17 protein-coding genes and 1 pseudogene are annotated in these 21,169 nt (G+C 72.6%); 6 read left to right on the top strand and 12 right to left on the bottom strand.

Annotated features, from left to right (window positions below):
• The first annotated feature begins 101 nt into the window (after positions 1-101).
• On the top strand, positions 102-533 hold the full coding sequence (locus OG439_RS17210) for a hypothetical protein (RefSeq protein WP_247052513.1): 432 nt from the start codon (positions 102-104) through the stop codon (positions 531-533).
• Between the two features lie 35 nt (positions 534-568).
• Here OG439_RS17210 and OG439_RS17205 read toward each other — a convergent pair whose 3' ends face one another.
• On the bottom strand, positions 569-1,342 hold the full coding sequence (locus OG439_RS17205; protein ID WP_326950369.1) for a maleylpyruvate isomerase family mycothiol-dependent enzyme: 774 nt from the start codon (positions 1,340-1,342) through the stop codon (positions 569-571).
• 168 nt (positions 1,343-1,510) lie between these two features.
• On the opposite strand from OG439_RS17205, the gene OG439_RS17200 reads away from it, so the two are divergent.
• Positions 1,511-1,975 carry a hypothetical protein gene (locus OG439_RS17200; protein ID WP_326950368.1) on the top strand — a complete coding sequence of 155 codons (465 nt, stop codon included), beginning with the start codon at positions 1,511-1,513 and terminating at the stop codon, positions 1,973-1,975.
• A 45-nt stretch (positions 1,976-2,020) separates the two neighbouring features.
• Here OG439_RS17200 and OG439_RS17195 read toward each other — a convergent pair whose 3' ends face one another.
• A complete protein-coding gene (locus tag OG439_RS17195; RefSeq protein ID WP_326950367.1) occupies positions 2,021-2,464 on the bottom strand; it encodes a hypothetical protein in 444 nt (147 codons plus the stop codon).
• 148 nt (positions 2,465-2,612) lie between these two features.
• Between OG439_RS17195 and OG439_RS17190 the strand changes: the two genes are divergently transcribed.
• On the top strand, positions 2,613-5,384 hold the full coding sequence (locus OG439_RS17190; RefSeq protein ID WP_326950366.1) for an AfsR/SARP family transcriptional regulator: 2,772 nt from the start codon (positions 2,613-2,615) through the stop codon (positions 5,382-5,384).
• A 6-nt stretch (positions 5,385-5,390) separates the two neighbouring features.
• On the opposite strand, the gene folE is transcribed toward OG439_RS17190, so the two are convergent.
• Entirely contained in the window at positions 5,391-5,996 is a 606-nt protein-coding gene (folE, locus tag OG439_RS17185; protein ID WP_247064365.1) for a GTP cyclohydrolase I FolE, read from the bottom strand.
• A 105-nt stretch (positions 5,997-6,101) separates the two neighbouring features.
• Here folE and OG439_RS17180 point away from each other — a divergent pair, with 105 nt between their 5' ends.
• Positions 6,102-6,758, top strand: a complete 657-nt coding sequence (locus tag OG439_RS17180) for a helix-turn-helix transcriptional regulator (protein WP_326950365.1) — start codon at positions 6,102-6,104, stop codon at positions 6,756-6,758.
• On the opposite strand, the pseudogene OG439_RS17175 reads toward OG439_RS17180, so the two are convergent.
• The 8 genes and pseudogenes from OG439_RS17175 to OG439_RS17140 all read right to left on the bottom strand — a co-directional run.
• A pseudogene (locus tag OG439_RS17175) lies at positions 6,755-7,495 on the bottom strand (sulfite exporter TauE/SafE family protein); the annotation flags it as partial. The gene OG439_RS17180 and the pseudogene OG439_RS17175 overlap by 4 nt on opposite strands.
• 51 nt (positions 7,496-7,546) lie before the next feature.
• Positions 7,547-8,293 (bottom strand): GntR family transcriptional regulator, encoded by a 747-nt coding sequence (locus OG439_RS17170; RefSeq protein WP_247052510.1) that lies wholly within the window; start codon positions 8,291-8,293, stop codon positions 7,547-7,549.
• Positions 8,290-9,801 carry a beta-N-acetylhexosaminidase gene (locus OG439_RS17165; RefSeq protein ID WP_326950364.1) on the bottom strand — a complete coding sequence of 504 codons (1,512 nt, stop codon included), beginning with the start codon at positions 9,799-9,801 and terminating at the stop codon, positions 8,290-8,292. The genes OG439_RS17170 and OG439_RS17165 overlap by 4 nt, the downstream gene beginning before the upstream one ends.
• A complete protein-coding gene (locus OG439_RS17160; RefSeq protein WP_326950363.1) occupies positions 9,801-10,622 on the bottom strand; it encodes a carbohydrate ABC transporter permease in 822 nt (273 codons plus the stop codon). The genes OG439_RS17165 and OG439_RS17160 overlap by 1 nt, the downstream gene beginning before the upstream one ends.
• Entirely contained in the window at positions 10,622-11,569 is a 948-nt protein-coding gene (locus tag OG439_RS17155) for a carbohydrate ABC transporter permease (protein ID WP_326950362.1), read from the bottom strand. Before OG439_RS17155 ends, OG439_RS17160 begins: the two co-directional genes overlap by 1 nt.
• A gap of 73 nt (positions 11,570-11,642) precedes the next feature.
• Positions 11,643-12,929 (bottom strand): extracellular solute-binding protein, encoded by a 1,287-nt coding sequence (locus OG439_RS17150; RefSeq protein ID WP_326950361.1) that lies wholly within the window; start codon positions 12,927-12,929, stop codon positions 11,643-11,645.
• Between the two features lie 134 nt (positions 12,930-13,063).
• Complete coding sequence (locus OG439_RS17145; RefSeq protein ID WP_326950360.1) at positions 13,064-13,627, bottom strand: 3'-5' exonuclease; 564 nt, start codon at positions 13,625-13,627, stop codon at positions 13,064-13,066.
• 439 nt (positions 13,628-14,066) lie between these two features.
• Positions 14,067-15,008 carry an acyl-ACP desaturase gene (locus tag OG439_RS17140; RefSeq protein WP_326950359.1) on the bottom strand — a complete coding sequence of 314 codons (942 nt, stop codon included), beginning with the start codon at positions 15,006-15,008 and terminating at the stop codon, positions 14,067-14,069.
• Positions 15,009-15,141: 133 nt separating this feature from the next.
• Between OG439_RS17140 and OG439_RS17135 the strand changes: the two genes are divergently transcribed.
• Complete coding sequence (locus OG439_RS17135; RefSeq protein WP_326950357.1) at positions 15,142-16,158, top strand: LacI family DNA-binding transcriptional regulator; 1,017 nt, start codon at positions 15,142-15,144, stop codon at positions 16,156-16,158.
• A 203-nt stretch (positions 16,159-16,361) separates the two neighbouring features.
• Positions 16,362-20,450 carry a beta-galactosidase gene (locus tag OG439_RS17130; RefSeq protein WP_326950356.1) on the top strand — a complete coding sequence of 1,363 codons (4,089 nt, stop codon included), beginning with the start codon at positions 16,362-16,364 and terminating at the stop codon, positions 20,448-20,450.
• Here the strand turns inward: OG439_RS17130 and OG439_RS17125 are convergent.
• Entirely contained in the window at positions 20,431-21,135 is a 705-nt protein-coding gene (locus OG439_RS17125; RefSeq protein WP_326950355.1) for a DUF6008 family protein, read from the bottom strand. The genes OG439_RS17130 and OG439_RS17125 overlap by 20 nt on opposite strands.
• Between the last annotated feature and the right edge of the window lie 34 nt (positions 21,136-21,169).

Genomic DNA, 21,169 nt, shown 5'->3' with positions numbered 1-21,169 from the left:
AAAGCGGTGGGGCGTCCGACGTATCTGGGCGCGAATGGAGTACACCTGTCGGGGTGACCGCACGGGCCGCACGGGACTCGTCGCGGGGTGGAGGGGACGGCATGTCGGGGTTTTCGAGCGGGGACTACGTCACACAGCAGATCCACGCGCTCGCGAAAGCGGTGCGCGAGGAAGGGGCCGGCGGCGTCGGCACCCACAGCTTCCAGCTGGCCGAGCACCTGGCCGCGGAAGGCGGCGTCCACCGCGGCGACATCCTGACCGCGACGGCGACGCTGCTGGCCATGACGGCGTGGTGCGACGGCGCGGCCGACGCGGCGCTGCGGTTCGCGGAACTGGCGGGCGAGTGCGACGACGACTCCCGCGAACTGGTGACGCACCTGCTGACACTGGAGATCGGCGCCGACCAGGGCTGGCTGCCGGAGGCCCAGGTGGAGGCGCTGCTGGAGTACGCCCGCCGCAACCGGAGGCGCGACCTCGTGACGCGGGTGCAGGCACTGGCCACGGGCCCGGGAGGCCGGCACCGCCGGGACTAGCGGCATCTCGGCCACCGGCCTTTGTCGGACGCGCCCTACCGCTCCGGGTCCCAGTCCACGAGCTGGTCGAAGATCCGCCGGTCGCCGTCGAGCGTGAGGGTGTCCAGCGGAATCCGGCCGTAGAAGGCCAGGACGAGGTCATGGGCCGTGCCCCGGGCGGTCGCGTCCGGGACGTCGCCGGTCGCGGATGACGGCAGGCGGTCGGCCCGTGCGCCGTCGGCGGCGAGCCGGTGTCGCCAGGACCGGCCCTCGGCGACGTGGTAGTCGACGACCGCGGGCTCGTGCGGCCAGGCGACCGTCGTGGTGCAGAAGGTGGACAGGAACTCCTCGGCCCCGTCGAGGGCCACCTCGTCCGGCAGCGGCCGCGGCGCGCCCACGGTGACCTGGGCGTCGTAGGTGTGCACCGCGACCTCGTGGAGCTGACGCCGGGCGACGGCACCACAGGTCCGCGGCGACTGCGTCTTGCCCCACCACGCCCAGCAACCCCGATCCGGCCCGGCTTCGCGCAAGGCGTCGAGCAGCTCCCGCGTCGCCGCGGCCGACCAGGCAAGCAAAGCCTCACGCTCCCGGGGCGGCGCCGAGCCGTCCCGCGGCGCGGCCTTGGCCGTGGCATCAGGCCCGGCCGCAATGGTGGCCGCCCAGTCGCGGCGGCCCTCGCCCAGGTGCCGCACCAGGTCGAACAGCGTCCACTCGGGACAGGTCGGCACCCGCGCGTCGAGACTGGGCGCGACGCCCACCGCGGCACGGAAGGCCGCCGAGCGTTCGTCGATCAGCTGCAACAGCTCGGGGAAGTCCAGCGTGGTGTGCACGGAGGCTGTCTAGCACCGTGCTCCGGCGCCCGGCCGGCGATTTCCACGGCCGGCGCCCTGACCTGCGAGTTGCAGGATTCTCGCAAGGAAGCCTGCACCTCGGTCCGCCAGCCTGACGCCGAGGCCCCGCCTGAACCGGGCGCGGCCCGCCGAGGGTGGAGGTTCCAGGTGCGGATCAAGAGACGGATCGCGACCGCGGTCGCGATCATCGGGCTGGTGGCGACCACCGTGTTCGGTGGCGCGGCCACGGCGTCGGCCGAGACACATCCGAAAGACGCGCCGCCCGGGTACGCGGGCCCGTTCACCACCTGCAAGGGGGCCTTCCTGGAGCAGATCGACATTCCGCAGACCACCGGGTACGTCAGGGTCTGGTACTCGTCCGAGGGCAGCGGCACGTTCTGCGCGATGACCTTCGACAACCTCGACGGCAAGCACCACATCGAGGTGGTCCTCCAGCACGCCGGCTGGACGACCCAGTGGTACGACTCCGACGACGACTACGAAACCTACGCGGGCGGGATCTACGTCTCCGACGCGAACACCCTGTGCGCGAAGGTCTACGGGGAAGTGACCGTGAACGGGGTGCCCCACCCCAGCGGGTGGAACACGATCTGCAAACCACCGGTGGCGTGACCCGAGGGCGCCGGGGTCGCTGATCCCGGCGCCCTCGGCGAGGCGTCAGCTGATCACCACGCAACTCGCGCGGTTCTGCCAGTTGATGCTGCCGAGCCGGAGATCGGCGCTCTGGTCGATCCACGTGCTGCGGGTGCCGCTGCTGGGGCAGTCCCGCGCGTCGTAGAGCCGGACGTCGCAGGAGTGCGCGGTGTGCACCGAACTCGCTCGGTTGTCCCAGCCCCAGCCGTTGAGGTTGTACAGGCCCTCGGTGTCGGTGGTGGACGCCGTGCAGTTGCCGTAGCGGTAGAACGTGATGCAGCTTCCGGAGTAGCCGGTGTTGTCGTAGAGCGTGAACGCGGAGACCGTGCCGTCGGCGTTGCCGACGGCCGTGCACGCCAGTGGCGCGGCCGACGCCACCTGGTTCCCGACCGGCCCCACGGCCAGCGCTCCCGCGGCGACGGCCGCCACGCCGAGTACCCGGGCCGCTGCCCGCACCTTCGTACGCATCCTCTGATCCCCTCCCCGCGCCGGCGGTCCCGGCGCAACGTCGAGGTGATCGTGGAGGGCCGATCGTGTGATTTGCTTGCGGAGTTCCTGCATTTCGCCGGTCGAGCGGCTATGCCTGGTTCGGTGGGTCCGATCCGGGGAGGGTTCGGTGACAGTTCTTCGCGTGCTCGGCGAGATCGCCGTCGAGGTCGACGGCCGCCCCGTCGACCTCGGGACCACCCGGCAACGCTGCCTGCTCGCGGCGCTGGCCGTCGACGCCGGCCGGGTCGTTCCGGTCGACCGGCTGGTCGAGCGGATCTGGGGTCCCGACCTGCCGCGCCGGGGCCGGGCGACGCTCTACAGCTACGTCTCCCGGCTGAGGCAGGCACTGGCCGAAGTGGACGGCCTGGACATCGTACGGCGATCCGGCGGGTACGTCCTGACGACCGGCGACGACGGGCCGGTGCTGGACCTTCCGCTGTTCCGGACGTTGTGCGCCCGGGCCCGGACCGAACCCGATCCGGCGGCGGCACCCGGGCTGTTGAGCAGGGCGCTGGACCTGTGGCAGGGGGAGGCGCTCACCGGCCTCGACTGCGCGTGGGCCGACGCGGAACGCCGGCAGCTAGGCGAGGAACGGCTCGCTGCGCAACGCGCGCTCGTCGACGCCCGGCTGCGGGCGGGCGAGGGTGACGCGCTGGTCGCCGAGCTCGCCACGCGGGTCGTCGACCACCCGCTCGACGAGCACGTCGCCGGGCAGTACATGCGCGCCCTGCACCAGGCCGGGCGCGGCGCCGACGCGCTGGAGCACTACCACCGGATCCGCACGCGCCTGGTGGAAGAGCTGGGCACCGACCCGGGAACCGCGCTCCAGGACCTGCAGCAGACCCTGCTGAGCACCACGCGCACAGCCGGGGGCCCTCCCGCGGTGTGCCACCAGCTCCCGCGAGCACCCCGGCCGTTCGTCGGCCGCGACGACGACCTGGCCCGCCTGGACGCCGTGCTGGACCCGCGCGAGCCCGGCGGCACAGTGGTCATCTCGGCGATCGCCGGTGCGGGCGGCATCGGCAAGACATGGCTGGCCCTGCACTGGGCCCACCGCCACACCGACCGGTTCCCCGACGGCCAGCTGTACGTGGACCTGCGCGGCTTCAGCCCCGACCACGCGCCGATGGCGCCGGCCGCCGCGATCCGCGGGTTCCTCGACGCGCTCGGGGTCGAACCCCGGCAGGTGCCGATCGACCCGCACGCCGGCGCGGCCCTGTTCCGCAACCTCGTCACCGGCCGGCGGATGCTGCTCGTGCTGGACAACGCCGCGGACACCACCCAGGTCACCCCGCTGCTGCCGGGCGGGGACACCTGCACCGTCCTGGTGACCGGCCGCACCCAGCTCACCGGACTGGTCACCGGGCACGCGGCCCACCACCTCCGCCTCGACGTCCTGACCGAGGACGAAGCCCGCCTGCTGCTCACCAGCCGGCTCGGCGCCGCCCGCACGACGGCCGAATCGGCGGCGGCGGACCGGCTGATCGCCTTCTGCGGCGGGTTCCCGCTGGCGCTGGGCATCGTCGCCGCGCGCGCCCAGCTGCGGCCGGACCTCCCGTTGAGCGTGCTGGCCGGCGAACTGCGGGACGCCGGGCTCCAGGCCCTCGCCGACGACGACCCCACCGCCAGCCTGCCCACCGTGCTGTCGTGGTCGCTCGACGCACTGGCGCCGGAGCAGGCGAGCGCGTTCGCCCTGCTCGGGGTCGCACCCGGGCCCGACCTCGGACCCGAAGCCGCCGCCGCCCTGCTCGACCGGCCCCCGGCGGACACCCAGCGGATCCTGCGCGGACTGGAACAGGCGTCACTGCTCACCCGGACCGGCCGCGGCCGCTACCGGCTCCACGACCTGATCCGCCGGCACGCCACCCTCACGGCGGCCGGGCTTCCCGCACACGTCCGCGCCGCCGCGCAGCACCGGGTCGTCGACTTCTACCTGCACACCGCGTACCGCGCCGACCGGCTCCTGAACCCGCACCGCGAACCGGGACACCCGGCGCCGGCCGCTCCCCGGCACGCCGTCCCCGGGCTGCCCGACGACGCGGCCGCGCTGAGCTGGTTCGACACCGAGCACGCTTGCCTGCTGGCGGCCCTGGACACCGCGTCCGGGAACCGGCGCCACCGGACGACGTGGGACCTGGCCTGGGCGCTCGAGACGTTCCACCGGCGGCAGGGCCACCTGCACGACCGGCTCGGCACCTGGCAGGTCGCGATGACGGCGGCCGGGCACCTCGCCGACCCGGCGACCCGGATCCTCACCCACCGCCTGCTCGGCCGAGCCCACGCCGACCTGGGCGCTCACACGCAGGCGAACGTCCACCTGCAGGAAGCACTGACCCTGGCCGAACGGCACGACGACACGACCAACCAGGCCCACACCCACCGGACCCTCGCCGCCGCGTGGGGCGCGCAAGGCGACCACCACAAGGCCCGCGAGCACGCCAGGCAGGCGTTGCGCATCAGCCGGGACGTCGGCAACCCCGACTGGGAAGCCGGTGCGCTCAACGCGATCGGCTGGTACGCGGCCCAGCTCGGCGGCTACGACGAAGCCCGCGAACACTGCGAAGCCGCCCTGGACCTGTTCCGCCGTCAAGGAAACGCCGAGGGGGAGGCGACCACTTCGGACAGTCTCGGCTACATCGCGCACCGCGTCGGGAACCACGCCGAGGCGGTCGGCCACTACCGCGAGGCCATCGGCCGGCTTCGCGAAATCGGTTCCACCAACGAAGAAGCCGGCACCCTCGACCGGCTCGGCACCGCGTACGCGGCACTCGGACGCCACAGCGAAGCCGCCGAGACGTGGCGGGATGCGCTCACACTCTGCCGACGCCAAGGCCGTGACGATGACGCCCGCCGCGTGCAGCGGCAGCTCGACGCGCTCGAGCGGATCCCGGTGCGCTGACCGCCGCTAGGCGACGACGCCGGTCAGTGCGAAGAACTCCTGCCGCGTCTTGGGTTCTTCGCGCACCAGGCCGTGCAGCGACGACGTGACGGTGAGCGCGCCGCTCGCCCGGACCCCGCGCAGGGACATGCAGAGGTGCTCGGCCTCGATCACCACGCCGACGCCCTTCGGTGCCAGGTGCTCCTGGAGCCAGTCGGCGACCTGCTTGGTCAGCCGCTCCTGCACCTGCAGGTCGCGGGCGAACAGCTCGACGACCCGGGCGAGCTTCGAGAGGCCGAGGATGCGCTCGCCCGGCAGGTAGCCCACGTGCGCGACGCCGCGGAAGGGCAGCATGTGGTGCTCGCACAGCGACTGCACCGGGATGCTCTTGGCGAGCACGAGCTCGTCGTAGCCCTCGTCGTTGGGGAACGTCGTCAGCTTGAAGTCGCGGGGCCGCAGCATCTCCGCGTAGGCGTTCGCCACCCGCCGCGGGGTGTCGCCGAGGTGCTCCGAGGTCGGGTCCTTGCCCAGCGCCCGCAGCAGGTCGGCCACCGCGCGTTCGGCCGCGTGGAGGTCGAAGGCGTCGCGGTCGGGGACGACACCGAGGTGCCGGAGGGGAACCGGTTCGCTCATGGGTTCGGCTGTCACGGGGAGCCCCTTCGTTCTAAAACCAAGTCGTACCGACGTTAGAAGGCCGCCCGGGTTTTCGTCAACGGTTATTTGTTTTAGAATGCGGTGATGCACGAATCCCAGGCCGGTGCGCTGGCCGCGGTCGCCGCGCTCGACGAGCCCACCCGGCGCCGGCTGTACGACTACGTCGTCCGCCAGCCCGGGCCGGTGAGCCGCGACGACGTCGCCGCCGCCCTGAGTGTGCCCCGGCCGACCGTCGCGTTCCACCTCGACCGCCTGGTGGACGCCCAGCTCCTCGCCGTCGGGCACGAACGCCGCACCGGGCGCACCGGGCCGGGGGCCGGACGCCCGGCGAAGCTCTACCGCCGCTCGGACCGGCAGGTGACGGTCTCGCTGCCGGAACGCGACTACGAGCTGGCCGGCCACCTCCTGGCGACGGCGGTCGAGGAAGCCGGCGAGACCGGTGGCTCGGCCCGGGAGATCCTGGCGCTGCGGGCCCGGGAGCTGGGGGAGCGGCGGGGGGCCGCCGCGGCCGATCTCACGGCGGCACTCGAGGCGCACGGGTTCGAGCCGCGGACCGAGGAGAGCGAGGTGGCGCTGGGGAACTGCCCGTTCCACCGGCTGGCCCGGGCGCACCCGGAACTGGTCTGCGAGATGAACCTCGCGCTGGTGGCGGGCCTGCTGACCGGCGCGGGTGCGCCGGAGCTGACCGCGCGCCCCGACCCGCGGCCGGGCCGGTGCTGCGTGCGGCTGACGGCGTCTTAGCTGCGTGCGGCCAGGACGAACAGGAACGCGCCGAAGACGACCAGCGCCGCCGACACGACGCGGTGGAGGTGCTGCTGCCGCAGCCTCTTCGCCAGCCGCGTGCCGACGAGCGCGCCGGCGCCGGCGATGCCGCCGAGCAGCGTGCCGAGTCCGAAGTGGACGGAGCCGTGCGCGGCGTAACCGAGCGTCGCGAAGCCGACGAGCGGCAGCTGGATCAGCTGCCCGGCCGCGACGGTCGTCAACGCCGGGACGCCGAGCGCCAGCAGCGCCGGGACGAGCAGCACCGGCCCGCCGGTCCCGGTCAGCGCCGAGCCGAACCCGACGACCACGCCGATCGCGACGGTCGCGGCAACGGGCAGGTCGTCGCGCACCCGCGACGTCTTGGCGCGGAACCACAGGTTGTACGCGCCGGAACCGGCCGTCACGACGGCGAGCACCAGCCACAGCACGGCGGCCGGGAGCAGCCCGTTCACCAGCGCCCCGGCGGCCGCGGCGGGCGCCGCGCCGAGGGTGAGCAGGCCGCCGAACCGCCACGGCATGGCCTGCTGGCGGGCGTACCCGAGGGTGCCGACGAGCCCGGTGAACAGGAAGGCCCAGCTGCTGGTCCCGGCCGCGGCGTGGACGTCGAGCCCGCCGAGCCAGGTGAGCGCGGGCGGCAGCAGCACCCCGCCGACGCCGACGGTCCCGATCAGCACCCCGACGGGCACCGCGACCAGCAGGACGACCCACACGCCCCCGACGGTAGTACGGCCCCTGGGACCTGCTTCGCCGAGCCGGTCCGCGACCTCTCAGCCCGAGTCGGCGTCGAACCGCAGCTTCGAGGTGATCCGGTAGCGGTCGCCGCGGTACACCGAGCGGGTCAGCTCGACGATCCGGCCGGCGGTGTCGCGGGTGACCCGCTCGACCTGCAGGATCGGCGCGTACACCGGGACGTCCAGCAGCTCGGCCTGCTCGGGGTTGGTCACGGCCGGTTCCATCGTCTGCTCGGCCTCGGCCACGGTGATCCCGAACCGCTCCCGCAGCAGCCGGTAGAAGTTGCCGGCCTCCATGTCGGCCGGCGCCAGCCCGGGCACGAGCTCGGCGGGCAGGTCGAGGCGCTCGATGGCGATCGGCTCGTCGTCGACGTAGCGCACGCGCGTCACCCGCAGGACCGGCGCGCCACCGGCGACCTCCAGCCGCGCCGCGCGCGGGGCGCTCGCGGGCGCCGTCGTGAACGCGACGACCTCGCTGGTCCAGTTCCCCTCCGCCGGCGGCACGCCCAGGCCCGCGGCGCTGCCGGCGAGCTCCTGGGTGACCTTGTGCGGGCTGGTGAACGTGCCGCGGCCGCGCTGGCGGACCAGCAGGCCGGTGCGGGTGAGCTCGTCGATGGCCGCGCGGACGGTCGGGCGGGACACGCCCAGCTCCTGCGCCAGGTCGCGTTCCGAGGCCAGCCCGGTGCCCGGCCCCGCCTTCTCGATGACGTTCAGCAGGTGGCGGCGGACCCGGTCCCGTTTCGCGGTGGGCGGCCGGTCGGGTCCGAGCGCGTCTGCGGTCAAGTTCTCGGCTTTCGGAGTGCGGGGAGCCCGCCCGGGAACCGGACGCGCTCCTTCGGCAGGGCGTTCAGCGCGCGCAGCAGATCCAGGTGACCGGCCAAGCGGGCTTCGAAGTCAGCATAGTCGCGCGGGCCGGGGGACCAGGCCGACTCGGCGAGCGCGCACAGCCGCGGGAAGGCCAGCTGCCGCACGTGGTCGGGGGTCGGCGCGTGCTCGGTCCACAGCTGCGCCTGCGTGCCGATGACGCCGGGCCGGCCGCCGTTGTCCGGGTCGGCGGCGGGCAGGTTCCCGTCGAGGGGGTCGTAGGCGTGGACGTCGGCCAGGGTGGTGACGAGCTCGCGCGGCGGCTCGCCCGGCCCGTCGGTCTGCGGGTAGTCGAAGTAGGTCGACGTGTGCGGCGCCATGATCACCTGGTGGCCGCGGGCGACGGCCTGCGCGCCGTGGGCGGCGTCGCGCCAGCTGGCCACGGTCATCGCCGGCGGCAGGGTGCCCGGCGAGCGGCCCGTTTCGTCCCAGCAGACCGACTGCCGGCCCAGCTCGCCGAGGAACCCGTGCAGCTCGCCGAGGAACCAGGCGTGCAGTTCGGCGGTGTCCCGCAACCCGAGCGCCTTCGCGCGGGCGAGGGCGGCGGGCGCGGTCTCCCACTGCGTCGTCGGGCATTCGTCGCCGCCGATGTGCAGGTGCCGCGAGGGGAAGATCTCCGCGGTCTGCGCCAGGACGTCGCGGCAGAAGTCCAGGGCCGCGTCGTGCATGCCGAGGATGTCGGGGCTGATGCCCCATCCGGTCCACACCGGCAGCCACCGCTGCGGGTGGTTGCCGAGCTCCGGGTAGGCGGCCAGCGCCGCCCGGACGTGCCCGGGCAGGTCGATCTCCGGCACCACCCGCACGCCGCGGGCGGCCGCGTGGCCGACCAGCCCGCGCAGCTCGGCGCGGGTGTAGAAACCGCCGTGCGGGACGCCGTCGAAGACCGTGCTGCCGGCCGCGCCGACCATCGACTCGCTGCGCCACGCGCCGACGTCGGTCAGCTTGGGGCGGCCGTCGATCTCGAGCCGCCAGCCCTGGTCGTCGGTGAGGTGCAGGTGCAGCACGTTGTACTTGTGCAGGGCGATGAGGTCGACGAACTCGTAGAGGAAGCCCAGGGGCATGAAGTGCCGGGCGACGTCGAGCAGCACCCCGCGCCAGGCCAGCCGCGGCCGGTCGCGGATCCGCAGGCACGGCCAGCGGTCCGGGCCGAGCTGCCGCAGCGTCTGGACGCCGTGGAACAGCCCGGCTTCCGCGCTCGCCACGAGCGTCACGAGGTCTTCGGTGACGTCCAGCTCGTACTCTTCCGGCCCGAGCCCGGGCCGCAGGTTCAGCCGGATCTCCGCGCCGTGGCCCGCGCCTAAGAAGCCGGTCAGGAGGTCGGCCGCGCGCCCGGCACCGGGACCGGCGACGACGCGCACGCCGCCGTCGAGCGTGAAGAACCCGTTGTGCCGCACCAGTTCCGCGGGCCGGGGGACCAAGGAGAGCACTAGCCCTTCACCGCGCCCGCGGTCATGCCCTCGACGAGGTGGCGCTGGACGAGCGCGAAGAACACGACCACCGGCAACGCGAACAGCGTCGACGCGGCGATCAGGCCGCCGTAGTCCGTCCCGGTGCTGGTGCTGAACGAGACCAGCCACACCGGCAGCGTGTACCCGGACTGGTCCTTCATGATCACGTAGGCGAACAGGAAGTCGTTCCAGGCCGTGATGAACGCGAACACGCTGGTCGCGATGAGCCCCGGCAGCACGAGCGGCAGCAGCACCGAGCCCATGATGCGCCCGCGCGTCGCGCCGTCGACCATGGCCGCCTCCTCGAGCTCGACCGGGATGCCGTGCAGGAAGCCCCGCAACGTCCAGATCGTGAACGGCAGCACCAGCGCCACGTAGGTGAGGGTGAGCCCGAACAGGTTGTTCAGCAGGTGCGCGCTCTTGAGGCCCAGGAACAGCGGGATGACCAGCGCGGGCACCGGCACCATCTGCAGGATCAGCACGCCGATGAGGAAGCTGCGGCGGCCGAAGAACCGGAACCGCGTCAACGCCGTCGCCGCCAGGAACGCCACGACGATCGCGAGCAGGACCACCGACACCGTCACGACGACGCTGTTGACGAGGTCGCGGGTGAAGCCCGGTTTCGCGAGCGCGTCGGCGAAGTTGCCGAGGGTGAAGTGCACCGGGAGGAACTTCGGCGTCGGGCTCAGGATGTCGCCGCGCGGCTTGAAGGCCGTGTTCACCATCCAGTAGACCGGGAACACCCACACCAGGCAGAACAGCGTTGCCATGGCGTTGGTCCCGATCCGGCGTCCCCGCATCACAGGTCCTCTCCCGTTCGCACCAGCCGGCGCACGTACACGATGGTCATGGCCAGCAGCAGCAGGACCGAGACGACGGCGATCGCAGCGCCCTGGCCGAAGGAGTTGGTGCTGAAGGCCCGGGTGAACGTCCAGATCCCGAGCGTCGTCGTGCCCTGGCTGGGGCCGCCCTGGGTGAGGATCCAGATCTGGTTGAACACGGTGAAGTCCCAGATCACCGAGAGGATCGTGACCAGGCCGAAGATCGGCTGCAGAAACGGCCAGGTGATCGTCAGGTGCACCCGCCACGGCCCGGCACCGTCCAAAGTGGCCGCTTCGTAGTACGAGCGGGGGATCTGCGTCAGCCCGGCGTGCAGGGTGAGCGCCACGAACGGCACCGACTGCCACACCACCAGCAGCCAGACGAGGGTGAACGCCGACGCCGGGGTCGTCGTCCAGTCGTGCTGGGTGAAGTCGCCGAGGCCCAGCTGCGACAGCAGCCAGTTCACCACGCCGTAGCCCGGCTGGAAGAGCCACTGCCAGACCAGGGTGGACGCCACGTTCGGCAACGCCCACGCGGCGATCAGGCTCATCGTGACGGCGACCCGCATCCGGGGCCCGAGCCGCCGCAGCATCAGCGCGACGCCCGTGCCGATCACGAGCGTCCCGGCGACGAGCGCCACGCAGAACCCGACCGTGCGCAGCAGCACCGGGACCAGCTGGTCGTCGCCGAGCACCGCGGCGTAGTTGTCCCAGCCCGCCCACCCGGCCGTGCCGGTGAACAGGGCGCGCAGGCCGTACCCCTGGAACGAGATCAGCAGCAGCCGGACCAGCGGGTACCCCAGCACCAGCCCGAGGACGACGACCGCGGGCAGGAGCAGGCCGTAGGGCAGCAGCGGACGTCGTCGCTTCCGCCGGGGCGCGGGCCGCGGCGCCACGACCGGCGCGGGTCGCTTCAGGACCTTCACGGCGTTCCTCCATCAAGGTGGGTGGGACGCCCGCGGTCAGGGGACGGCAGTCCACCGCGGACGTCCCACCCGGTCACGGGGCGGCGTTGAGCGCTTGGCCCAAGTGGGCGTCGAAGTCCCGCGCCGCGTCGGCCACGGACTTGCGGCCGGTCGCGATGTCGGCGAAGAAGGTGTTGACGGACTTGTCGCTCTCGATGGTCGCCCAGCCCGGGGTGGCCGGCGTGGCGCCGCTCGACTTCGCGGCGGCGTAGAACGCGGCCCGGATCGGCGGCAGCGTCGGCGTCACCTGGTCGATGATCTGCGGCGACACCGGCGTCCAGCCGTCGATGCCGACGATGGCGTCCCGCTGGACGGCCGGGCTCGCCGCGGCCTTCAGGTAGGCGAGCGCGAGGTCCTGGTTCTTGCTCTTCGCGGCGACCCCGAGGTCCGACCCGCCGAGGAACACCGGCTGGTTCTTGCCCGGCGTCGCGCTGGGGAAGGGGAACGTGCCGAGCCGGTCCTTCAGCTCGGGCTTGTTCTTCAGCACGGTGTTCACGCTGGTGTCGAGGATGGCCCCGGTGCCACCGGCGGCGAACATCGCGGCCTGGTCGGGTGCCTTGGTGTCGACGTTGCGCGACGCGGGCGTCGAGTAGGCGGCCTGGAAGTCCTTCCACGCCTGGAGCCCGCGCTGCGCGGCCGGCGATTCGAGCGCGCCGGCCCACTTGCCGCCGGACTCGGTGGCCAGCTCGCCGCCCGCGTCCCAGACGAACTGCAGCGCGCCGTACCAGTACTGCCCGGGGAAGTGGAACGCGGAGAAGCCCGGTTCCGGGTGCTTGGCCTTGATCTTGTCGAGGTCGGCGGTGAGCTCGGCGAACGTCGTGGGCGGCGCGGCGACCCCGGCGTCGGCCCAGAGCTGCTTGTCGTAGATCACCGCGCGGTTGCCCGCGAACAGCGGCGCGGCGTAGATCTTTCCGTCCACAGTGGCCGGTGCCGCCAGGCCGGGCAGCCAGGTCTGGCCGGCGGCGAGGTCGTCGCGGTGCCCGGAAAGGTCGGCCAGCGCGCCGTTGGCGGCGAACAGCGAGACGTCGGTGTTGCCGATCTCGATCACGTCCGGCGTGGTGTCCTGCGCCAGCGCCGTGCTGATCTTGGTGTTGATGTTGTCCCACTCTTGGATCTGCACGGTCACCTTCGCGCCGGTGGCCTTCTCGAACGCGGTGTTGATCGCGGCGGTGGCCTGGTCGCTCAGGTCGCCGTTCATCAGCCACACGGTGAGCTGCCCGCCACCCGGCGCGGCGGCCGGTCCGGCCGAGGTGCCGCAGGCGGTCAGGGCGAGAGCGAAGGTGAGCGAACCGGCCACGGCGGCCAGGGAGCGTCTGTTCACGGGGGCAACCTCCTCGGGTGGTGAGGAGCTTGCAGGTGACCATTGGTAAAGTCAACGAAGTTAGGTCGTTTGGTCTAGACCTTGTTGTTTCTCGACGTGCAGGTCCCAGCGTTGCGTTGGCTGGTTACCATTGGTCACTTATGGGGATGCTGCGGCCAGGCGCCGCGGCCGATGAGGTGCAGGACGAGCGCCGAGACGTTCCACGCGTCGTCGTCCCCGCGGTGGTGCCGGCCCTCCAGGGGCAGCCCGGCCATGGCCAGCGCGCGGTCCATGCCGACGGGCCGGGCCAGGCGGTAGGCGCGCGCGAAGCGGGCCTTCGCGTTGAGGTGGCGCAGGCCGAAGGGGTAGGTCGCCGGGTCGGCCGCGCACTGGCGCTCGAACTGACGGCGGTCGTAGTCGCCCCAGCTGGCCCAGCCGCGCCGGGTCGTGGCGTGCTCGGAGGCGAGGATCCGGCACGCCTCGGCGAAGCTGACGCCGGCGTCGACGTCGGCCTGGGTGAGCCCGGTCAGCTCGGTGCAGAAAGCGCCGACGGCCGAGCGCTCCGGACGCACCAGGATCCGGTGCCGGTCGAGCCGAGCCCGCCGCGCGGGGTCGACGACGGTGAGGCCGATCTCGATGATCTCGGAGGCTTGCCCGGCCGGCGGCTCGCCGGCCCAGCACGTCGCCTCGACATCGACGACGTTGAGCAGGGAAGCCACTCCCGCAGCGTATCGGGCGCCCGGCAGGGACGGGTGGGGGTTCCGGGACCTGGCCGCACGTTCCGGGGGTAGGCCGCGACGGGTACGGGCCGCGCGGCGGGGTGCAGGCCGCGCGGCGGGTGCGGGGCCGGGCCGCAATGCGGGTACGGCTGAGGGGCCGGGTCGCGCGGCGGGTGCGGGCTCGCCGCTTGCCGGTGGAGTCGCCGGCCGGGGCCATGAGGTCGGAATAGCCTGGCGGATCGCCGGGCTGCCGGTTGCGCCGTCGTGGTCCGAGGGCGAGCCGGTGCGCTCCCGCCGCTGCGGCTTCGTCGGATCGCCGGATACTCCGCAGGTGGCGGCCGCGGCGTCGCGGAGCCACCCGGGAGATCCGCGCGGGAAGACCCCCGCGTTCCGGAGGCAGGCCGCGCGGTGGGCGCGCGGTCCCACCACCGCGGCTGCGTCAGACCGCCGGCACTCCACGAGCAGCCGCCCGGGCGGCTGCGGCGTCGCGGCGTTCCTCGAAGCGGGATGCCTGGGCGTTGAGCGTCTTGAGGAAGTCCGCCAGTTCCTGGCGCGCGGTCTCGCCGACCTCGCCGAGGCCCGTCAGGTCGAAGATCTTCCAGTAGCGCAGCAGCGGCATCACGACGTCGTCGTGGTGGATGCGCAGGTCGTAGATGCCCGCCTTGGCGATCAGGGCCGCCTTGCGGACGAAGCTGGGGATGACCGCGCCGGGCATCGCGAAGTCGAGGACCTCGTCGGTGATGGCGCGGACCATGGCGTCGGGGGAGATCTCCAGCGCGGCCTTGACCAGGTTGCGGTAGAAGACCATGTGCAGGTTCTCGTCCGTGGACACCCGGGCGAGCAGCTTCTCGGCCAGCGGGTCCTGCGTGTAGCGGCCGGTGTTGCGGTGCGACAGGCGCGTCGCGAGCTCCTGGAACGACACGTACGCGCAGACGTGCAGCAGCGGCTTGTCGCCGGTCTCGTAGCCGGCCTGCATGGTCTCCATGCGCATCCGCTCGAGCTCGACCGGGTCGACCGCGCGCGTCACGAGGAGGTAGTCGCGGATGGCGATGCCGTGGCGGCCCTCTTCGGCGGTCCAGCGGTGGACCCAGGTGCCCCAGGCGCCGTCGCGGCCGAAGGCGCGCTCGATCTCGCGGTGGTAGCTGGGGAGGTTGTCCTCGGTGAGGAGGTTGACCTCCAGCGCGGTCCGGGCGATCGGCGTGACCCGTGACTGCTCCGGGTCCCACGCCTCCCCGCCGAGGTCGGCGAAGTCACGCCCCTGGCTCCAGGGGACGTACTCGTGCGGCATCCACTCCTGGGCGGCCGCGAGGTGGCGGTTGAGGTTTTCCTCGACCGTGCCCTCCAGCTCGAACATCAGGCGCGTGCTTTCGGGGACCGGCATTACGAACGTCCTTCCGTCACCTACGCGACCGTAACTTACGGTGCCGTAGGTAATGGCAACGTACGCGGGCCCCGGACGGTTCCCGGGACTGGATATCGTGAACGCGGCGGGGGTACGAACGGGAGGGGGCCAGGTGGCGGAACGGACGCGGCCGGGGGAGCGCCAGCCGAGCCTGGCCGATGTCGCGGGCCTGGCCGGTGTGTCGCACATGACCGTTTCCCGGGTGGTCAACGAGAGCGGACCGGTGCACCCGGACACCCGCGCGCGGGTGCTGGCCGCCGTGCAGAAGCTCGGCTACCGGCCCAACTCGGCCGCCCGGACGCTGGTCACGGGCCGGTCCGGCACGCTCGGCGTCGTCGCGCTGGAGTCCAACCTCTACGGCCCGGCGAGCACCCTCTACGGCATCGAGAACGCCGCCCGCGAGGCCGGTTACGGCGTCGCGATCTGCAGCGTCAGCCGTCCAGGAAGGTCGTCGATCGGCGACGCGGTGGAGAACCTGCGGCGCCAGGCCGTCGAGGGGATCGTCGTCATCGCGCCGCACGTGACGGCGGGGCGTGCCCTGGCGGCGGCGCCCGCGGACATCCCGGTCGTCGCGGTCGGCGGCGGCGAGGGCGCGCCGGTCCCGGTGATCTCCGTCGACCAATACGACGGCGCCCGCCGCGCCACCGAGCACCTGCTGGCCCTGGGGCACCAGACGGTCTGGCACCTGGCCGGACCCGAGGACTGGCTGGAGGCGCGCGACCGCGAACGCGGCTGGCGCGAGACCCTCGAACGCCACGACCTGCGGGTCCCCGACGTCGTCCGCGGCGACTGGAGCCCGCGCTCGGGTTACGACGCCGGCCGCGCGCTCGCCGGGGTGCGCGGGCTCGGCGCCGTCTTCTCGGCCAACGACCAGATGGCGCTGGGCCTGCTGCGGGCGTTCACCGAGGCGGGCCTGCGGGTCCCGGCGGACGTCCAGGTGGCGGGCTTCGACGACGTCCCCGAGGCGGCGTACTTCTGCCCGCCGCTGACCACGGTCCGCCAGGACTTCATCGAGGTCGGCCGCCGCACGTTCGGGCTCCTGGAGACCCGCATGGCGGGCGGCGAGATCGGTGCGCGCCACCTCGTGCCCGCGGAGCTGATCGTGCGCGAGAGCACCGGCCCGCGCTGACCCCGGCCCTCGTGAGTGTTCAGGGCGGTTCTAACCGCCCTGAACACTCACGACCTGCGTCCGTCTGCACTACTGACCGACCTCCGGCTTGATCCATCCTGGTGTCGTATCTTGACCGCTTCTGTTGAGGTTCCCTAGCGTTCGTGTTCGATTCTGCGTGAATCCGACATTCTGGTTCACCGTCGATCCAGGAGGACCTCGCCATGCGCACCGCCCGGACGCTGTTCGCCGCCCTGCTTTCGGTCGTCTTCGCGCTGGCCGGGGTGCTCGTCCCGCAGCAGGCGTCGGCCGCGCCGCCGCCGAAGGCCGCCCACACCGTCACCTACGACGGCTACTCCTTCCTGGTCGACGGGACCCGCACCTATCTGTGGTCCGGCGAGTTCCACTCCTACCGGCTGCCCAGCCCCGACCTGTGGCTCGACATCTTCCAGAAGATGAAGGCCGCCGGCTTCAACGCGACGTCGCTCTACTTCGACTGGGGCTACCACTCGCCGCGCCAGGGCGTCTACGACTTCAGCGGCGTCCGCGACCTCGACAAGCTCCTCGACATGGCCCAGCAGGCCGGGCTCTACGTCATCGCGCGGCCCGGGCCCTACATCAACGCCGAGGTCGACGGCGGCGGCTTCCCGACCTGGCTGTCCACCACCCCCGGGCACACCCGCAGCGCCGACCCCGTCTACCTGAAGTACTCCGACGAGTGGCAGACGCAGATCGACCGGATCATCGCGCGCCACCAGCTGACCAACGGCACCGGCAGCGTGCTCGCCTACCAGGTCGAGAACGAGTACTACAACGGCGACGCCGACGGCCGCGCCTACATGAAGCACCTGGAGGACAAAGCCCACGCCGACGGCATCACGGTTCCCTTGGTGGGCAACAACAACGGCACCTTCAACGCCGGTGACGCCGCCCTCGACGTCGACGCCGCCGACTCCTACCCGCAGGGCTTCGACTGCTCCAACCCGGAGAAGTGGAACGGCGTCCCGGACATCAGCTACGACCACGTCCCCGGGAAACCGCTGATCACCGCGGAGTTCCAGGGCGGCGCGTTCGACCCGTGGGGCGGGCCCGGCTACGCGAAGTGCGCCCAGCTGATCAACGACAAGTTCGCGAACGTCTTCTACAAGCAGAACATCGCGGTCGGCGCCACCGGCCAGAGCTTCTACATGCTGCACGGCGGCACGTCCTGGGGCTGGAGCGCGATCCCGCAGAACTACACGTCCTACGACTACGGCGCGGCGATCACCGAAGCCCGGCAGTACGACCCGAAGTACACCGAAGACAAGCTGATCGGCTACTTCACCCAGTCCGTCGCGCCGCTGACGAAGACCGACGGCCTCGCCGCGGCGCCGTTGACCGACCCGGCGCTCACCGACACCGCCCGGATCAACCCGGACACCCGCACCCAGTTCCACACGCTGCGCCACACCGATTCGACGTCGAACGCGAAGAACACCACGAGTCTGTCCCTCGACCTCGCCGCGCACGCCGGCTACACCTACGACGACCGTGCGACCGAGGCCGGCTACACCGGCACGTGGACCCACGCCGGGCCCGAGGTCGACTACACCGGCGGCGACTACCAGCACACCGAGTCGTTCTCCGAGGTCACCGGCGACAGCGTGAGCATCCCGTTCACCGGCACCGGGATCCGCTGGGTCACCTCGAAGGACCCGAGCCACGGCGTCGCCGACGTCTACCTCGACGACGCCAAGGTCAGCACCGTCGACCTCTACGCGACGAGCAAGCAGAACCAGGTCACCGGCTACGAGACGCGCGGCCTGACCGCCGGGCCGCACACGCTCAAGATCGTCGTCACCGGCCAGAAGAACGCGCAGGCGACCGGGCCGTTCGTCGTCGTGGACGCCGTCGACCTGCTGTCGGCGAGCACCGACTACTACCCGGTCGTCCCGCAGCAGCCCGGCACCGGCCTCACGCTCGACGGCCGCCAGTCCAAGATCGTCGTCGCCGGCTACGACCTCGGGCAGACGCGGATGCAGTACTCGACGTCGGAGATCATGACGTCCGCGACGATCGGCGGCCGCGACCTCGCCGTGCTCTACGGCGACCACGGCGGGCCGGGCGAGACCGTCCTGCGGTTCGCGCAGCAGCCCAAGGTCCAGGTCCTCGACGGCGCCGCCACCAGCACCTGGGACGCCGCCCGCGGCGACCTGCGGCTGAACTACACCCACGACGGCCTGACCCGGGTGCTCGTCAGCGCCCCGGGCAAGAAGCCGCTGCTCCTGCTGCTCGCGGACAAGGCGACGGCGGGGACGTTCTGGCGCCAGGACACCGCGGCCGGTCCGGTGCTCGTGCGCGGCACCGACCTGCTGCGCACGGCGACCGCCCGGCCGGGCTCGCTCGACCTGACCGGCGACACCGGCACCGACGGCGCGTTCGAGGTCTTCGGTGCGGGGAACGTCACCTGGAACGGGCAGCCGGTGAACACCCGGCCGACGTCCAGTGGCAGCGGCACGGGCACCCTGCCGACGGCGAAACCGGTGACCCTGCCCGCCCTGACCGGCTGGAAGCACCAGCAGGAGTCACCGGAGAGCGCGCCGGGCTTCGACGACTCGGCGTGGCCGGTCGCCGACAAGACCACCAGCAACAGCAGCACCGCCGTCGGCACGAAACCGGTGCTCTTCGCCGACGACTACGGCTTCCACACCGGCAACACCTGGTACCGCGGCCGCTTCACCGGCGACGGCAAGCAGACCGGCATCGCGCTGAACAGCCAGAGCGGGGGACCGGCGGGCGCGTTCTCGGCGTGGCTGAACGGCGTCTTCCTCGGCAGTTCGACGACCCAGCAGCACACCTTCACGTTCCCGGCCGGTGCCTTGCGGCCGGGGGACAACGAGATCTCCGTCCTCACCGTGAACATGGGGCACGAGGAGGACTACGGCGCGGCCAACGGCAGCAAGGCCGCGCGCGGCCTGACGTCGGCGCGGCTGACCGGGTCCGCGCTGACGTCGGTGACCTGGCGGCTGCAGGGCGTCCGGGGCGGGGAGCAGGGCCTCGACACCGTCCGCGGCCCGCTCAACACCGGCGGCCTGTACGGCGAGCGGGCCGGCTGGTCGCTGCCCGGGTTCCCGGACGCGGCGTGGAAGCCGGCGACGCTCCCCGCGAAGGACAGCACGCCGGGCGTCTCGTGGTACCGGACCACCGCGAACCTCGACCTGCCGCGCGGTCAGGACACCTCGCTCGGCCTGACGATCACCGACGACCCGGGGCGGCAGTACCGGGCGCTGCTGTTCGTCAACGGCTGGCAGCTCGGCCAGTACGTCAACTACCTGGGGCCGCAGCACAGCTTCCCGATCCCGAACGGGATCCTGAACCCGAACGGCCACAACACGATCGCCGTCGCGGTGTGGAACCTGGATGGCAGCACGGGCGGCCTCGGGAACGTCACCTGGACGAACTACGGCTCGCACCGCTCGCTGTTGTCGGTGCGTCAGAACGCCTCGCCCGGCTACGACGGCCGGTACCCGATGCCGCCGGCGCCCACGGCCGCGGTCTCGCTGTCGGTGCCGGACACCGCGACGGCAGGGCAGTCGTTCACGGCGTCGGCCACCGTCCGGGTCCCGGCGGGCGCGCCGCCGGCGTCGGACGTCCGGCCGGTGCTGACCGCGCCCGCCGGGTGGACGATCGGCGCGGCCTCACCGCCGTCGGTCGCGCGGATCGACGGCGGCGCCTCGGCGACGTTCACCTGGCCGGTCACCGCACCCTCCACAGTGGACACGTCGGCGCTCTCGGTGCGCGTCGGCTACCGGCAGGCCGGGCGGCCGGGGAGCGTGACGGACGAGCGGATCGTCGGTGCGGTCCCGGCCGCGCCGCCCGCCGGGCAGGACGCCGTGAGCGACCTGCCGTTCCTGACCGCGGCCAACGGCTGGGGCCCGGTGGAGCGCGACACGAGCAACGGCGAGGCGAACGCGGGCGACGGCAAGCCGATGACGATCGCCGGGACCGCGTACGCGAAGGGCCTGGGCGTCCACGCGCCGGGCGACGTCCAGCTCTACCTGGCCGGCGCCTGCACCCGCTTGACCGCCTCGGTCGGCGTCGACGGCGAGGTCGGCTCCGCGGGCAGCGTCAGCTTCAGCGTCTCGGTGGACGGCACGACCCGGGTGACCACGCCGGTCGTGCGGGGCGGCCAGGCGGCGATCCCGATCGACGTCGACGTCACCGGCGCGCAGGTCCTGGACCTGCAGGTGACCGACGGCGGCGACGGCAACGGCAACGACCACGCGGACTGGGGCCAGCCGGTGCTGACCTGCGTCACGCCGCCTGTTCGGTGAGGACGGGCGCCGGGCGCAGCGAGTACGTCGCGCGGACCGCCCGGCGCTCCTTCCACAGGTGGTACAGCGCCAGCCCGAAGATGACCGTGCCGATGACGTTCGCGATGAAGTGCCACCAGACGCGGTAGGTGGTCAGGCCCGGGCCCGGGTCGATGAGGCCGAAGAACGTCGACAGGCCGATCGCACGCGAACCGAACGCGACCGACACCGTCAGCGCGAGGTGCTCCAGCCCGTGGATGCCCTGCATCCAGACGCCCATCTTGCCCCAGCGGTGCGCCTGGGTCTTCGTGGCGCGGCGGGTGATCACCATGACGCCGGCCAGCCCGGCGAGGAAGATGAAGTTCCCGGTCAGGTGCAGCAGTTCCATGCCGAACGTCGGCCGGTTCGGCAGCACCATCTGCAGGCCGTTGGCCAGCCCGGTGCCCCACGGCGTCATCCAGGACGGCGAGTTCGGGTGGCCGAGCCAGTACCCGACCTGGGCGACGTGCTCCTGGAGGTGCCCGAGCTGCCCGATCACCCCGACGCCGATCAGCGCGACCGAGCCGCGGTAGACCCACGGGCGCACCGGCCCGCGGTTGGCGTAGGCCAGGACACCGACGGCCGCCCACATGGCGAGCGCCCACAGCACGATCAGTATCGCGCCCGCGGTGTCCCACCCCGACATCGACGACATGGGCATGGTCATGACGGCCTCCAGTTCCCCCGGTCTCGATCAGAGA

The organism is Amycolatopsis sp. NBC_01307, from assembly GCF_035975215.1.
Taxonomy (GTDB): domain Bacteria; phylum Actinomycetota; class Actinomycetes; order Mycobacteriales; family Pseudonocardiaceae; genus Amycolatopsis.
Note: the sequence above shows the minus strand (reverse complement) of the source record. Positions and strands in the feature narration are given on the sequence as shown.

What these genes read in the sequence shown, in the direction of transcription:
- OG439_RS17210 (WP_247052513.1), top strand. Translation starts at nt 102, where the DNA reads ATGTCGGGGTTTTCGAGCGGGGACTACGTCACACAGCAGATCCACGCG.
- OG439_RS17195 (WP_326950367.1), bottom strand. Translation starts at nt 2,464, where the DNA reads ATGCGTACGAAGGTGCGGGCAGCGGCCCGGGTACTCGGCGTGGCGGCC.
- folE (WP_247064365.1), bottom strand. Translation starts at nt 5,996, where the DNA reads ATGAGCGAACCGGTTCCCCTCCGGCACCTCGGTGTCGTCCCCGACCGC.
- OG439_RS17180 (WP_326950365.1), top strand. Translation starts at nt 6,102, where the DNA reads ATGCACGAATCCCAGGCCGGTGCGCTGGCCGCGGTCGCCGCGCTCGAC.
- OG439_RS17160 (WP_326950363.1), bottom strand. Translation starts at nt 10,622, where the DNA reads ATGCGGGGACGCCGGATCGGGACCAACGCCATGGCAACGCTGTTCTGC.
- OG439_RS17140 (WP_326950359.1), bottom strand. Translation starts at nt 15,008, where the DNA reads ATGCCGGTCCCCGAAAGCACGCGCCTGATGTTCGAGCTGGAGGGCACG.
- OG439_RS17130 (WP_326950356.1), top strand. Translation starts at nt 16,362, where the DNA reads ATGCGCACCGCCCGGACGCTGTTCGCCGCCCTGCTTTCGGTCGTCTTC.
- OG439_RS17125 (WP_326950355.1), bottom strand. Translation starts at nt 21,135, where the DNA reads ATGACCATGCCCATGTCGTCGATGTCGGGGTGGGACACCGCGGGCGCG.